Origin of the sequence: Micromonospora sp. NBC_01740 (genome assembly GCF_035920365.1) — a bacterium.
Classification (GTDB): Bacteria; Actinomycetota; Actinomycetes; order Mycobacteriales; family Micromonosporaceae; genus Micromonospora; species Micromonospora reichwaldensis.
Genome location: NZ_CP109150.1, coordinates 6,219,653 through 6,233,457, shown reverse-complemented (window position 1 = coordinate 6,233,457; position 13,805 = coordinate 6,219,653). Strand labels below are relative to the sequence as shown.

The 13,805-nt window shown below is 71.1% G+C and carries 9 protein-coding genes; 6 read left to right on the top strand and 3 right to left on the bottom strand.

Features of this window, described 5'->3' with window-relative positions; all coding sequences use genetic code 11:
* The first annotated feature begins 4 nt into the window (after positions 1–4).
* From araA to OG989_RS27135, 3 genes are all read left to right on the top strand, one after another.
* Positions 5–1,507, top strand: coding sequence for an L-arabinose isomerase (gene araA / locus OG989_RS27145; RefSeq protein ID WP_327028892.1), 1,503 nt, complete (start codon positions 5–7; stop codon positions 1,505–1,507).
* A gap of 368 nt (positions 1,508–1,875) precedes the next feature.
* Positions 1,876–3,960 (top strand): RICIN domain-containing protein, encoded by a 2,085-nt coding sequence (locus OG989_RS27140; RefSeq protein WP_327028891.1) that lies wholly within the window; start codon positions 1,876–1,878, stop codon positions 3,958–3,960.
* Positions 3,961–4,271: 311 nt separating this feature from the next.
* Positions 4,272–5,264: a LacI family DNA-binding transcriptional regulator gene (locus OG989_RS27135; RefSeq protein WP_192581264.1), complete on the top strand. Its 993-nt coding sequence runs from the start codon at positions 4,272–4,274 to the stop codon at positions 5,262–5,264.
* A gap of 28 nt (positions 5,265–5,292) precedes the next feature.
* Here OG989_RS27135 and OG989_RS27130 read toward each other — a convergent pair whose 3' ends face one another.
* The gene (locus OG989_RS27130; RefSeq protein ID WP_327028890.1) at positions 5,293–8,043 is read right to left on the bottom strand and encodes a beta-L-arabinofuranosidase domain-containing protein; all 2,751 of its coding nucleotides are present in this window, start codon (positions 8,041–8,043) and stop codon (positions 5,293–5,295) included.
* Between the two features lie 29 nt (positions 8,044–8,072).
* Positions 8,073–9,464: a glycoside hydrolase family 43 protein gene (locus tag OG989_RS27125; protein ID WP_151452858.1), complete on the bottom strand. Its 1,392-nt coding sequence runs from the start codon at positions 9,462–9,464 to the stop codon at positions 8,073–8,075.
* 585 nt (positions 9,465–10,049) lie between these two features.
* Here OG989_RS27125 and OG989_RS27120 point away from each other — a divergent pair.
* Together OG989_RS27120 and OG989_RS27115 are read left to right on the top strand one after the other, a co-directional pair.
* Positions 10,050–10,457 (top strand): YciI family protein, encoded by a 408-nt coding sequence (locus OG989_RS27120; protein ID WP_151452857.1) that lies wholly within the window; start codon positions 10,050–10,052, stop codon positions 10,455–10,457.
* A gap of 4 nt (positions 10,458–10,461) precedes the next feature.
* Positions 10,462–11,607: an RNA polymerase sigma factor gene (locus tag OG989_RS27115; RefSeq protein WP_151452856.1), complete on the top strand. Its 1,146-nt coding sequence runs from the start codon at positions 10,462–10,464 to the stop codon at positions 11,605–11,607.
* A 389-nt stretch (positions 11,608–11,996) separates the two neighbouring features.
* On the opposite strand, the gene OG989_RS27110 is transcribed toward OG989_RS27115, so the two are convergent.
* Positions 11,997–13,022 carry a hypothetical protein gene (locus tag OG989_RS27110; protein WP_327028889.1) on the bottom strand — a complete coding sequence of 342 codons (1,026 nt, stop codon included), beginning with the start codon at positions 13,020–13,022 and terminating at the stop codon, positions 11,997–11,999.
* A gap of 118 nt (positions 13,023–13,140) precedes the next feature.
* Between OG989_RS27110 and OG989_RS27105 the strand changes: the two genes are divergently transcribed.
* Complete coding sequence (locus tag OG989_RS27105; protein ID WP_327028888.1) at positions 13,141–13,791, top strand: TetR/AcrR family transcriptional regulator; 651 nt, start codon at positions 13,141–13,143, stop codon at positions 13,789–13,791.
* Positions 13,792–13,805 lie beyond the last annotated feature (14 nt).

The following is a 13,805-nucleotide window of genomic DNA, read 5'->3' as shown; positions in this document are numbered from 1 at the left end:
CTGCATGGCAACGCACCCCCAACCCGAGGTCTGGTTCCTCACCGGAAGCCAGGGACTGTACGGCGAGGACACCCTCCGGCAGGTCGCCGAGCAGTCCCGGCAGATCGCCGCGCAGCTCGACGACGCGCCGGGGATCCCCGTCCGGGTGGTCTGGAAGCCGGTCCTGACCTCCAGCGCCGACATCCTCAAGGCCTGTCGGGACGCCGCCGCGCAGGGTGTGGTCGGGGTGATCGCCTGGATGCACACCTTCTCGCCGGCCAAGATGTGGATCGCCGGCCTGGACGCCCTGCGGACGCCGCTGCTGCACCTGCACACCCAGGCCAACGTCCTGCTGCCCTGGGACGAGATCGACATGGACTTCATGAACCTGAACCAGGCCGCGCACGGCGACCGCGAGTTCGGCTTCATCCAGACCCGGCTCGGCGTCGCCCGCAAGACCGTCGCCGGGCACGTCAGCGACCCCCGGGTGACCGCCCGGGTCGGCGCCTGGGCCCGGGCCGCGCTCGGCTACTCGGCGATGCGGTCGCTGCGGCTGGCCCGCTTCGGCGACAACATGCGCGACGTCGCCGTGACCGAGGGCGACAAGGTCGAGGCGGAGCTGCGCTTCGGCGTCTCGGTCAACACGTACGGCGTCAACGATCTCGTCGCGGTCGTCGACCAGGTGGCCGACGCGCAGATCGACGACCTGGTCAAGGAGTACGACGACACCTTCCGGGTCGACCCGCAGCTGCGGCCCGGCGGGGAGCGACACGACTCGCTGCGCTACGCCGCGCGCCTCGAACTCGGCCTGCGCGCGTTCCTCGAGGAGGGCGGCTTCCGGGCCTTCACCACGAACTTCGAGGACCTCGGCGGTCTGCGCCAACTGCCCGGCATCGCCGTGCAGCGACTCATGGCCGACGGCTACGGCTTCGGCGGCGAGGGCGACTGGAAGACCTCGGTGCTGGTGCACTCGCTCAAGGCGATGGCGGTCGGGGTCGAGGGTGGGACGTCCTTCATGGAGGACTACACCTACGACCTGACGCCGGGCGACGAGCTGGTGCTCGGCGCCCACATGCTCGAGGTCTGCCCGACGATCGCCGGTGACACCCCGAAGGTCGAGGTCCACCCGCTGAGCATCGGCGGCCGCGAGGACCCGGTCAGGCTGGTGTTCGACGCCGCGCCCGGCCCGGCGGTGGTGCTCGGTCTCGCGGACATGGGGGAGCGCTTCCGCCTGGTGGCCAACGAGGTCGACGTGGTGGCGCCGCCGCACCCGCTGCGCCGGCTGCCGGTCGCCCGGGCGGTGTGGCGGCCCCGCCCGCACCTGGCCGGCTCGGCGGAGGCCTGGATCACCGCCGGCGCCCCGCACCACACCGTGCTGTCCCAGGCGGTGGGCGTCGAGGAGCTGCACGACCTGGCCGAGATGGTACGCACCGAGCTGGTCGTCATCGACGAGCACACCGAGCCCCGCCGCTTCGCCAACGAGATCCGGTGGAACCAGGCCTACTACCGCCTCGCCCGGGGGTTCTGACCCGCGCAGGAGGGCAACCACCAGCGCGCCCTCGGCCTGGCCCGCTGGTCGGTTCCGTCGGTGGCCCCGGGTGGTCCTCCCGTGCCGGGAGGGCCCCCGTCGGCGTTCCGGTCGCTGTCCCGGCTCATGCGTGACGTCTTGACGAACGCCATGTTATCGCTCACAGTCGATGGATGGGTCGATCGGCCTCCACGGGGGCATGCCGGCCGAAGACCTCCTTGCCGGGGTCGTGCGACTCTGTGCGTCATGACGGTGGCACGGCTGTGAGCGATCACATTCGAGATGGCCGATCGCCGCGGTGGTCGCAGGCGCCCGGGTGACGCTCCCCGACGGAATCCGGATCGTGTCAGCGCTCTCGAAGGAGGATCATGGTTGCCATTGGTGGGCCCTCGCGGGCTGTGCCCCGACGGCGTGGTTGGTTGTCGCGTGTCTCGGCCGCGGTGGTCGCGGTGCTCGCGGCGAGCGGGCTCGTCGCGGTGTCTCCGGGGCCGGTTTCGGCGGCGACGGTGGACACCAGCGCGTGGTACGTGTTGGTGAATCGCAACAGTGGCAAGGTGCTGGACCTGTACAACGGGGCCACGAACGACGGGGCGCGGATCACGCAGTGGCCGCGCAACAACGGCAACGGGCAGCAGTGGCAGTTCGTCGACTCCGGCGGCGGGTACTACCGGTTGAAGTCCCGCCACTCGGGCAAGGTGCTCGACGTCTACAACTTCTCCACGGCCAACGGCGCCAGCATCGTGCAGTGGAGCGACGGCAACGGGACGAACCAGCAGTTCCGGCTGGCGGACTCAGCCGACGGGTACGTGCGGTTGATCAACCGGAACTCGAACAAGGTGGTCGAGGTGCAGAACGCCTCCACCGCTGACGGCGGCAACATCGTGCAGTACGACGACTTCAACGGTGGCCATCAGCAGTGGCAGCTGGTCCGCGTCGGCGACAGCGGCAACCCCGGTGGCACCTTCAGCAACCCGGTCGTCTGGCAGGACTTCGCCGACGTCGACATCATCCGGGTCGGCGACGTCTACTACATGTCGGCCTCCACCATGCACTACTCGCCCGGCGCCCCCGTGCTGCGGTCGTGGGACCTGGTGAACTGGGAGTTCGCCGGGCACTCGGTGCCCCGGCTGGACTTCGGCACGAAGTACGACCTGGCCAACGGCAGCCACGGGTACGTCGACGGCATCTGGGCCTCCACGCTGAACTACCGGCCGAGCAACCGCACCTTCTACTGGGCCGGCTGCATCGACTTCGCCCAGACGCACATCTACACCGCGTCCGCCGTCGACGGCACGTGGAGCCGCCACACCACCATCCCCAACTGCTACTACGACGCCGGGATGCTCGTCGACGACAACGACACCATGTACGTCGCGTACGGCAACGGCACGATCAGCGTGGCCCAGCTGTCGCCGGACGGACGTACCCAGGTGCGGGCCCAGCAGGTGTACCAGACACCGTCGAGCATCGGCACGCTGGAGGGAGCGCGCTTCTACAAGCGCAACGGTGCCTACTACATCTGGCTCACCCGCCCGGCCAACGGCCAGTACGTGCTGAAGTCGACGAACGGCCCGTTCGGTCCGTACGAGCAGCGACAGGTGCTGCTCAACATGCCGGGTCCGATCTCCGGCGGTGGGGTGCCGCACCAGGGCGGACTGGTGCAGACCCAGAACGGGGGCTGGTACTACATGGCGTTCACCGACGCGTACCCCGGCGGCCGGATGCCGACGCTGGCCCCCATCACCTGGACCAGCGACGGTTGGCCCCAGGTGCAGGCGGTCAACGGCTCCTGGGGCGTCAACTACCCCAACCCGCTGCCGTCGCGTCCGGTCAAGCCGCTCACCGGGACCGACACCTTCCCCGGCACCACCCTCGGCGTCCAGTACGAGTGGAACCACAACCCGGACAACAGCCGGTGGTCGGTGAACAACGGGCTGCGCCTGCAGACCGCGACGGTGACCAACGACCTCTACCGGGCGCGCAACACGGTGACCCATCGGATCCAGGGTCCGACCTCGACGGGCACCATCGAACTGGACTACTCCACGATGCGCGACGGCGACCGGACCGGGCTGGCGATGCTGCGCGACACCTCGGCGTGGATCGGCGTCAAGCGCGAGAACGGGGCCACGCGGGTGGTCATGACCAACGGCCTGACCATGGGCACCGACAACTGGAACACCACCGGCACCGGAACCGAGATCGCCAGCGCGCCGGTGTCCGGCGGGCGGATCTGGTTGCGCGCCAACGCCGACATCCGGCCCGGCTCGGGTCGCCAGGCGAGGTTCTCGTACAGCACCGACGGGGTCACGTTCGTCCCGCTGGGCAACGCCCTGACCCTCAACAACGCCTGGCAGTTCTTCATGGGATACCGGTTCGGCATCTTCAACTACGCCACCCAGTCGTTGGGCGGCCAGGTGACGGTGCGCCGGTTCACCCTGACGACACCATGACACCGGTCACCGTTCCCAGGCGTACGAGAGCCTGAGGATCGTACGGCGAATGGTCCGGGGTGGGGTGCGGGGAACCATCGGAAACCCCTTCCGCCCCGGGGCGCGCGCCGCCAGCAGTCCCGTCTGGTGTGCCGGCTCAGCCGCACCCTGACCGACGGGACGACTGGCGTAGACTGTCGGCGTTTCCACCGGTCACCCGGCACACGTCGCCGTGGCGGAGGCAGCAACACGATGGCCGCTCCCGTCGACGACGACGTGTGCGATCGTCGACGGGCAGGCGGGGAAGTGAGGTGGCCGTGCGCAGTCCCGCGATGACGGACGTGGCTCGCCTCGCCGGCGTCTCCCACCAGACGGTGTCCCGGGTCCTCAACGGGCACCCCAACGTGCGCGAGCAGACCCGGCTGCGCGTCCAGGCGGCGATCACCGAGCTGGGCTACCGGCCCAACCGGGCCGCGCGGGCACTGGTCACCGGCCGGTCCCAGGTGATCGGGGTGGTCGCGCAGAACACCACCCTCTTCGGCCCGGCCTCGCTGCTGACCGCCCTGGAACAGGCGGCCGCCGAGGCGGGCTTCGCGGTCAGCGTCGGCAGCGTCAGCGACCTCGACCACCAGTCCATCTCCGCGGCGGTGGAGCGGCACCTCGCGCACCGGGTCGCCGGCATCGTGGTGATCGCGCCCGTCGAGTCGGCCGGGGAGGCGCTCGGACGGCTGCCGAAGGACGTACCCCTGGTAACCGTCGACGGCGACCCGCGGCGGCCGATTCCGCTGGTGACGGTCGACCAGGTCGCCGGTGCCCGCGCCGCCACGCAGCATCTCCTCGACGCCGGGCACCGGACGGTCTGGCACGTGTCTGGCCCGCCCGACTGGTTCGACAGCGCGGGCCGCATCGAGGGGTGGCGGGAGGCCCTGCGGTCGGCGGGTGCCGAGGCGCCGCCGCTGATCCCGGCGGACTGGTCCGCGGCGGCCGGCTACCGGTGCGGGCAGATGCTCGCCCGGATACCGGAGGTCACCGCGGTGTTCACCGCCAACGACCACCTGGCGCTGGGCGTGCTGCGGGCGCTGCACGAGCACGGCCTGCGGGTGCCGGACGACATCAGCGTGGTCGGCTTCGACGACGTGCCCGAGGCGGCGTACTTCATCCCGCCGCTGACCACCGTGCGTCCCGACTTCGCCGCGGTCGCCCGGGCGAGCCTGGACCTGCTGCTCGCCCAGATCGAGTCGTCGCAGGTCGTCGGCCCGCTTCGGCAGACGGTCGCACCGAGCCTGGTCGCCCGCCGCAGCGTCGGGGCGCCGCCGCGCCGTTAGGGCCGGGTGGAGGTCCTCGCGACACGGTTCAGACGAACCGCCAACGCTGGTCGGCGGCCCCGCTGTCGGTGCCGAGGACGATCTGCGCGCCCTGGCTGCCGGAGCCGCCGCTCACCCCGAGGACCCGGCCGCCGTTGGCGCACTGGACGCGGAAGTAGCCGTTGCCGCCGTACCGCAGCCGCCACCGGTGGTCGTTCGCGCCGTTGTCGGCCCACTGCACGATCCGGGCGCCGGCGGCGCTGGCGCCGCCCTCGACCCCGAGCACCCTGCCGCTGTGCGAGTTGCGCAGCCGCAGGTAGCCGCCGGTGTCCACGATCGCGGTCCACAGGTGGTCGGCGGTGCCGGTGTCGCCCCACTGGAGGACGAGGCCGCCGTCGGTGGTGGACATGTCCCGCACCCCGAGCACGAGCCCGCTGGCGAGGTTCTGGATCCGGCGGGCGCCGTTGGGCACGAACCTCCACTGGTTGTCCGGGCTGCCGTTGTCCTGGTCCTGCACCGCCTGGGCGCCCTGGGCGGTGGCGCCGCCGGAGATGGCGAGCAGCTTGCCGGTGTGCGCGTTGCGCAGCTTGTGCGTGCCGTCGCCCACGTCGACGGGCGTCCAGTCGTGGTCGGCGGTGCCGTTGTCGGCCCACTGGACGATGCGGGCGTCGTCGGCGGTGGACATGCCCTCCACGCCGAGTACCTTGCCGCTGTGGACGTTGCGCAGCCGGATCGTCGACCCGCCGGGTAGGAGCTGCCAGTCGTGGTCGGCGGTGCCGGTGTCGCCCCACTGGAGGGCGGGGCCGCCGTCGGCGGTGGACATGTCCCGGATGCCGAGCACCAGGCCGCTGGCCGCGTTGACCAGGCGGAAGCTCGCGTTGCCGCCGCCGTTGCCGGCGACGCTCCAGTAGACGGTGTAGTTGTGCCCGTGCGCGTCGTGGAAGGGTCCGAGGCCGACCGTGGCGCCGTTGGCGACGGCGGTGAACGCGAGGGCGCTGGTGCTGGTACGCGTGATCGAACCGGTGTTCAGCGCGGGCAACCCGCTCAGGGCGGTGTTGCCGTAGTTGCCGGAGAGCACCACCGGGCCGTACGTGACGGCCTGCACCGCGGCGTTGTCGTTGGCGGCCGACATGACGACCCGCATCGGCAGCCGGACCGTGACCACGTCGCCGGAGGCCCAGGAGCGGGTGAGACTGGCGTAGCTGCCGGGGGTCGTGGCGATGTTCTGCGGCGTGCCGTTGACGCTGACGCTGGCGCCGCTGGTCCATCCGGGGATCCGGATCCGCATCGTCCACGATCCGCCGGCCGAGCCGGTCACGGTCAGGGTGGTGGTGTCGCCGACCGGGTACGAGGTGCTCTGGGTGACCGTGATCCCGCGCTGCGTCCAGGTGAGTACCGACGGCATGAACAGGTTCACCGTCAACGTGGTGCCGTTGTGGAAGTAGATGGAGTCCATCAGCGTGGTGTTGGTCTCCAGACCGGTGCCCTGGCAGCACCAGAACGAGTCGTAGTCGGTGCTCCAGGTGCCCCCGCCCCACGCCGGACCGACCCCGCGCCGGCCGCCCGGGTTCAGCGGCGTGAAGTAGGTGACGTGGCCGTGGGCGTCGGCCGGGTTCTGCTGGCCGATCATGTGGTTGAGCAGCGCCCGCTCGTAGAAGTCGAAGTAGGCGGCCCGGTTCGGGTCCAGCAGCCACAGCTCCCGGGTCAGCTTCAGCATGTTGTAGGTGTTGCAGGCCTCGCAGGTGTCGGTGCGCAGGTACCCGGCGATGGCGTCGGGGGAGCGGAAGTGCTCGGCCTGGCTGTTGCCGCCGATCACGTAGCTGTGCGCGTCGACGGTGATGTTCCAGGCGTTGCTGGCGATGTCCCGGTACCGGGTGGTGCCGGTGGCCTTGAACTCCCGGGCCGCGCCGATCCACTTCGGCACCTGCGTGTTGGCGTGCAGCCCGTTGAGCTGGTCGGAGTTGGCGGCGAGGGGGTTGAACACGGCGTTGTGGTCGAACCGCTGGGCGGCGGTGAGCCACCGGGCGGTTCCGGTCTGCTGGTACAGGTCCGCCAGGACGGCGTTCATGCCGCCGAACTCGGTGCCCAGCATGGCCTGCGTCTGGGCGGTGGTGAGCCGGGCGGTGCGCCAGTCGACCCAGCCGGCGAGTGCCAGCAGCACGTCGCGGGCCTGGGTGTTGCCGACGAGGCGCCAGACGTCGAGCAGCCCGGCGAGTGTCTTGTGGATGCAGTAGTACGGCACGTTGCCGTTGCTCAGCGTCCGCGCCTCCAGCGCGGTGAAGTCCGACTCCGGGAAGCCGGACAGGTATCCGGTGTTGAAGCCGGCGGCCGCGTTGTTGGCCTGGCACCTGGCCAGTTCCGCCACCATGCGGTTCGCCTTGTCCCGGCAGGTGGCGTCCCCGAGCACCGCCCAGGCGTGGGCCCAGGCGGTCAGGACGTGTCCCTGCATGTGGGTGCGGAACGGAAACGTCGGGGCGTCCCAGCCGCCGGTCGGCGCGGCGCCGGCCGTGGAGAGGCGGTGGTTGGCGCGGAAGTTGTAGAGCAGCCGGTCGACGTCGACGAACCGCAGGTAGTTCAGCGTGCGGCTCTGGTTCTCCTGCCAGCGGCTCGCCGACAGCCGGACCTGGCCGGGCTCGAACGCGTAGGCGGAGACGCCGATGTCGGACCGGGCCGGGGGCAGGGCGGCGCTTGCCGCGTCGCCGCCGGTGACGGCGCCGAGGACGGGCCCGCCGGTGGCGGCGACGGCGGCCACGCCGGCGGACCTGAGCAGGAGTCGACGGTTGAGGAAGGGAGTGGGCATCAGGGCCTCCGGAAGCGGGGGTCGGGGTGCTACGACGTGAGCCGGAAGGTGGCGTCCTGCCGGTCGGCGGCGCTGGAGGAGGCGCTCAGCGGGTCGATGCGCAGCAGGTAGCCGGAGTGTCGGAGGTAGCGGTCCGGGAAGTTGTGGGAGCGCAACGACGTCCACGAGGAGTCGGCCAGGCCCGGCGTGCGGTGGAACGTGGCGTCGGCGCGGAACGTCGCGGTGCCGTTGTCCGGTTCGAGCCGGATGGCGTAGGCGCTGTGGCGCAGGAAGTTGCCGGGCCGGTTCACCGACTCGAACGACACCCCGGAGGGGTCGGCCAGGCCGGGCACCAGCCGCCACAGCTGGTCCTGGTACGGGTCGAAGGGGTACGCGTCGAGGCGCCCGACACCGTTGAGGTGCCGTACGAACCGGTCCGGGAAGTTGGCGGACTTCAGCCGGACCCAGTTCGGGGTGCCCCACCGGCTGACCGCGCCGGCGTACTCGGCCTCGGTGATGCCGAGGATCGAGCCGTGCTTGCCGTTCAGCGGCGGGGTGTAGTCGCGCTGGTTCAGCGTGGTCCACGCGTTGGCGGTGATGTTGCCGCTGGACCAGGCGTAGTAGTCGGCGTTCACCGGGGCGAACGAGTCGCCCCACAGGTACCAGCCGTTGCCGTCGTTGCGCTTGACCAGCAGCGGGGCCTCCATCGCGTCGCCCTGCCGCAGGCCGCCGGTGTAGGTGGTGAAGCTGTTCGGGGCGCCGGTCGACGAGCGGGCGCCGTACAGGTTTCCGTTGGCGAGGTTCTTGTAGTACAGGTACGTGACCCCGCCGTCGACCATGATGTCGCTGTCCAGGACGCCGAAGCCGGGGCTGAAGAAGACCTGCGGGGAGCCGACCGAGTGGAAGTCGGACGTGTAGTTGACCAGGAACACGTCCCCGCTGCTGGTGTTGCAGGAATAGACGATGCCGTACTGCCCGCGGTTGGCGTCCCAGAAGACCGTCGGCGCCCAGGTGTGCGCGTTGTAGGTGTGCATCCGCAGCCGCCGGTAACCGGTGAAGCCGGTCAGGTTCGTCGAGTCCCATACGTGCAGGTACTGGCTGATGACGCCGAAGTTCGTGCCGCGCAGGTCGGTGGCGATGACGATGTACGTGCCGTCCTGCTTGCGGAAGATGAACGGGTCGCGCAGCCCCAGTTGGCCGGCGGTCGGGGTGGCCACCGGGTTGTTCTGGTTGAGCGGGGTCCAGTTCAGACCGTCGCGACTGACGGCGAGGTGCAGGCCGTAGTCCGCGCCGACGAAGTTCGGCGACTCGGTGAAGTAGGTCATCACGTAGCCGGTGTAGGCCGCTGCCGAGGCCGCCCGGGGGGCGATCGTCAGGCCGGTGGCGGTGGCCGCGCCGGTGGCGACCGCACCGAGGGTGAAGGCTCGTCGGGTCAGGGCCATGGGGTGACCTTTCTCGATGGTGGCGGGAGAGCGGCGGTTGGCGGGCCGGCGCCGCGAGAGCCCTTACGTCCTGGTTCTTTCGGGTGCTGGTCGTGGGGCCGGCCGAGTCAGGACGGGCCAGCCGTCGGCGAGCGCTCCGGCCGGCCGAAGGGCCCGGCGGCACGCCGTCGCCGGAGCGGGTGTGACGTCGGGGAAGAGGTGCGGGACGGGTGGTGCGTGCCACGGGCGCGGCGGTCGGAACGGCCGCGCGACCGTCCAGACAAGCCATGGGGAAACATCTATGTTATCGATAACATAGTTTCCGCGTGACGCCCGCGCAAGACTCCTCCCGGCCCGGGAAGCCGAGCCCTGTCCGCCGGTCGCCCGCCCGCCTGCGGTGCGGATCCGGTCGCCTGCGGGCAACGGGACGGCACCGGAGCGCGCGGGGCAGGAGCCGACGCACCTCGGATCTCGCATGCTCCGGGACCGGACACGAGATCGACCCAGAAATATCCGGGCAGCGATGTCGAGAACCCGGGACCGGCTCCGTCCCCGTGGTGGACGCGATCAGAATGGGTTCGCACCCGCACCGAGAGGGGAAACACGATGGCCAAGTACCTGCTGCTCAAGCACTACCGGGGCGCTCCGGCCGGGGTCAACGACGTACCCATGGACCAGTGGACGCCGGAGGAGATCTCGGCGCACGTGCAGTACATGCAGGACTTCGCGACCCGGCTCGAGGGGACCGGCGAGTTCGTCGACGGTCAGGCGCTCGCCCCCGAGGGGACGTTCGTCCGGTACGACGGTGAGGGGCGCCCGCCGGTCACCGACGGCCCGTTCGCCGAGACCAAGGACCTCATCGCCGGCTGGATGGTGATCGACGTCGACAGCTACGAGCGCGCCGTCGAGCTGGCCGGGGAGCTGTCGGCCGCCCCCGGGGCGGGCGGGAAGCCGATCCACGAGTGGCTCGAGCTGCGCCCGTTCCTGACCGCGCCGCCCACCATCACGGAGTGACCTGATGCAGGAGGCCCTGCTCCGGAGCCTCACGCCCGGCGTGCTCGGGATCCTCGTCCGCCGCGGAGCCGACTTCGCGGCGGCCGAGGACGCCGTACAGGATGCGTTGGTCGAGGCGGTGCGCACCTGGCCGGCCGACCCGCCGCGCGACCCGAAGGCCTGGCTGGTCACCGTGGCCTGGCGTCGGTTCCTCGACGCGACCCGGGCGGACGCCGCCCGCCGTCGGCGCGAGGACCTCGTCGACGAGGAGCCCGCGCCCGGGCCCGCGCCCACGGTGGACGACACGCTCCAGCTCTACTTCCTGTGCGCCCACCCGTCGCTGACGCCGGCGTCGGCGGTCGCGCTCACGCTACGTGCCGTCGGCGGGCTGACCACCCGCCAGATCGCCCAGGCGTACCTGGTGCCCGAGGCGACCATGGCGCAACGCATCAGCCGGGCCAAGCGCACCGTCTCCGGCGTGCGGTTCAACCAGCCCGGCGACGTCGCGACCGTACTGCGCGTCCTGTACCTGGTCTTCAACGAGGGCTACTCCGGCGATGTCGACCTCGCCGCCGAGGCCATCCGGCTCACCCGGCAGCTCGCGGCCGCGATCGACCACCCCGAGGTGGCGGGGCTGCTCGCCCTCATGCTGTTGCACCACGCCCGGCGCGCCGCCCGGACCGCGCCCGACGGCAGCCTGGTGCCGCTCGCCGAGCAGGACCGCGGCCGGTGGGACACCACGTCGATCGCCGAGGGCGTCGAGATCCTGCAGGCCGCCCTCGCCCGCGACCGGCTGGGCGAGTTCCAGGCCCAGGCAGCCGTCGCGGCGCTGCACGCCGACGCGCCCACCGCCGCGGAGACCGACTGGGTGCAGATCGTCGAGTGGTATGACGAGCTCGTCCGCCTGACCGACAGTCCGGTCGTCCGGCTCAACCGCGCGGTGGCCGTCGGCGAGGCCGACGGACCGCGCGCCGGCCTGGCGGCGCTCGTGGCGCTGGACGATTCGCTGCCCCGCCACGCGGCGGTGGCGGCGTACCTCCACGAGCGCGACGGCGACCTGGCGACGGCGGCACGGCTGTACTCCGAAGCGGCCCGGCGGGCGCCCAACCTCGCCGAACGTGACCACCTGACGCGCCAGGCCGCCCGGCTCAACGCCCGCCAGCGCCCCTGAGCGGTCCAGGACTTCACCGCTTTTTCGTACGACAGGGCCGCCCCGGAGGGAGGCCACTCCGGCTCCGGTCGCTCCTCGGGAGACCGGGCGAGCGGCACAGGCCGAGAGAGTGCCGGATCGAGGAGAGCCCAGGTCGCGGCCCAGCGTCGCCGGACAATCAATGTCCTAGGACGCTTTAGGGGATGTGCGTCAGCCGGCACGGGCGGAACCCGACCTGGTGTCATTCATCGAGGGCGAATCGGGTCGGTAGCGGTGCCAGCGGGCTCGGGTCTGGTGGCGGCGTCGCCGGGCGGACCAGCCGCGGTCGGCGACCACCGCGTCCATCTGTTCGGGATCTGCACCGCGGCGCGGTGCAGATCCCGCGCCGTGGCCATCGTGCTCGGGGCCTGTCACCTCCGATAGCGCTGTGCCACTGCCGCGAAGGCGGCCTTGGGTTCCCATTCCATGTCGGGGTAGGTCTGCCCTCGGCGCCCTTCGAGGAGCTTGACGATGCCCAGGCCGGCCCGGTCCAGGTCGTCCCTGGGGTCGCCGTCCGGGCGGTGCGGGTAGCCGGGCAGGGCGAACAGGAACACGAACGCGCTGTCCACGCCCTCGGTCTCGAAGATCTCCAGCAGTTCGCTCAGGTAGGTGGCCTGGCCGGCCTCGTCGCGCTCGTATACGCCGTTCAGCCGTACCGGAGCCCTGGTCTCCGGGTCGTACTCGACCACTTCCAGCACCCGCCCACCGCGGTCTCCCGCGCCGCGGTAGGCCGCGGTGCCGAACCCGGTGATGGCGAGCGGCTTCGGGCTCTGGGCCAGGATGCGCACCGCGTCCCGGAACCGGTCGGCGACCTCGGCGGAGCGGATCAGCTCGAACGCCACGATGTCGAAGGGAGTCCAGTCGACCTGCTCGAACTGGATGGACGCGTAGGTGAGTTTGCCCTGGAAGCGCTCGCGGACCGTCGCCGCGGCGTCGCGGAGGAACGCGTTGATGTGCACGCCGAGTTCGCGGATGGCTTCGGCCCGCCGCTCGGGTTGGCTCATCAGCCGCTCGACCCGATCCTCGGGGCTCTCTCCGGACAGGAACCCGCGGTTCATCACGCTCAGCTCGACGCCTGCGACGAACACGACTGTGGCCCCCTGCTGCCGGACCCGTTCCGCCCGCTCGGCGCAGTCGCGGAAGAGCGTGAGGATCTGCTCCGGATCCAGCTCCAGCGGGTAGGGCGAGAACCAGACCTCCAGTCCGAGTTCGGCGGCGGCACCGGCGGCCAGTTCCAGTCGATCCGGGTCACCGCCGATGATCTGGACCGCGTTGCAGTGCAGGTCGTCGCGGATGATGGCGAGCTCGCGCCGGACCACCGCGAGGTCGAAGTGCTCGCGGGACGTCTGGCCGTGCACGACGAATCCGGTGTCGTAGGTCATTCCTCTTGCTCGCATGGCGACGTCCTCTCTGTCGGTCCCGGTCCAGGTCGAGACTAGCAGGAAAAATGCGTGCACGCAAGTTTGCATGCACGCAACTTTGCGTGTGTGCAGCCCTGCATGGGACGCTGACACCGTGACACCACCAGGGCTGCGGGAGCGGAAGAAGCAGGCCACGCGTGAGGCGCTACGCGAGGCGGCCCTGCGCCTGGCCGAGGAGCGCGGACCGGACCAGGTGCGGGTCGAGGACATCGCCGAAGCGGCCGGGGTCTCGCCGCGCACCTACAACAACTACTTCGCCAGCCGCGAGCAGGCGATCGTCTCCGCCGTCACCGCGGACCGGGAGGCGCGCATCGCGGCGGCGGTCGCGGCCCGGCCCGCAGGAGTACGCCTGGCCGACGCCGTCACCCAGGCAGTGGTCGAGCAGTACACGAACACCGGCGAGCGCGAACACAAGGCGCTGCTGCTGATCACCACCCAGACCGCGTTGCGCGACGCGTTCCTCGACACCACCGCCGGCATCGAGCCCCCGCTCGCGGCGGTGATCGCCGAACGCCTGGACGACGCCGAAGCGCACACGGCCCGCGTCCTCGCGGCAAGCGTGGCCGCGGCAGTTCGCATCGCACTGGAAGGCTGGCTCCAGCCGGCCGGTAACCCGGAGGCCGCCGGGAGTTTCGCCGCCGGAGGACTGGTCGTGCCCTCCGGCTCATTGGCCGACCAGCTCCGCAAGGCGCTGGCCCCGCTCGCGCCCGCGTTCGACGCCGCCGAGCAGCACAACCAGCCGTGAAGCCGACCCAACCG